The following is a 631-nucleotide window of genomic DNA, read 5'->3' on the forward strand; positions in this document are numbered from 1 at the left end:
GGAGATTCAGCGTATTCAGGAAAAGAAAATCTTAAACTTAAAAATAAAGATAATCAACAGATAAAAGTAGTAGCAAAATTAAATCCTTCCATTACTCAGGGCTGTCGCAAGGATGAAGATAAATTTGATTTCAATAAAGATGCAGGAATGTTTGTATGTCCAGCAGGACATTTGGCAATCCGAAAGGCCCGTCAGGGAAAAAAGGAACAAGGCACAAATCAAACGGAGACATATTACTTTGACGTCGAAAAATGTAAAACCTGTCCGTTTGGGCAGGGGTGTTATAAGCCTGGAGCTAAAACAAAAACCTATTCAGTTTCTATAAAATCTGACCTTCACAAAGATCAGATGATATTCCAGGAAACTGAATATTATCGAAGTAAATCCAAAGAAAGATATAAAATTGAAGCTAAGAATAGTGAACTCAAAAATGTCCATGGATATGGCAGGGCTAATTCCTATGGCATCCAAAACATGGAAATGCAAGGTGCAATGGCGATCTTCACTGTAAACATGAAAAGAATCCTGAAATTAATCTAAAAAAGCAGGGGTATTAGCTTTAAAAATGTCAAATTGGGATAATAAGAGCCAAATAGCATATCCTTATTGACTAAACTTACAATAAGGACAA

1 protein-coding gene is annotated in these 631 nt (G+C 35.2%); it reads left to right on the plus strand.

What is annotated here, in order from left to right:
* Positions 1-540 (plus strand): transposase (locus H8B04_RS16900; protein WP_190303071.1); only part of this gene is annotated, 540 nt, incomplete at its 5' end.
* Between the last annotated feature and the right edge of the window lie 91 nt (positions 541-631).

The organism is Sphingobacterium litopenaei (assembly GCF_014692495.1).
Taxonomy (GTDB): Bacteria; Bacteroidota; Bacteroidia; order Sphingobacteriales; family Sphingobacteriaceae; genus Sphingobacterium; species Sphingobacterium litopenaei.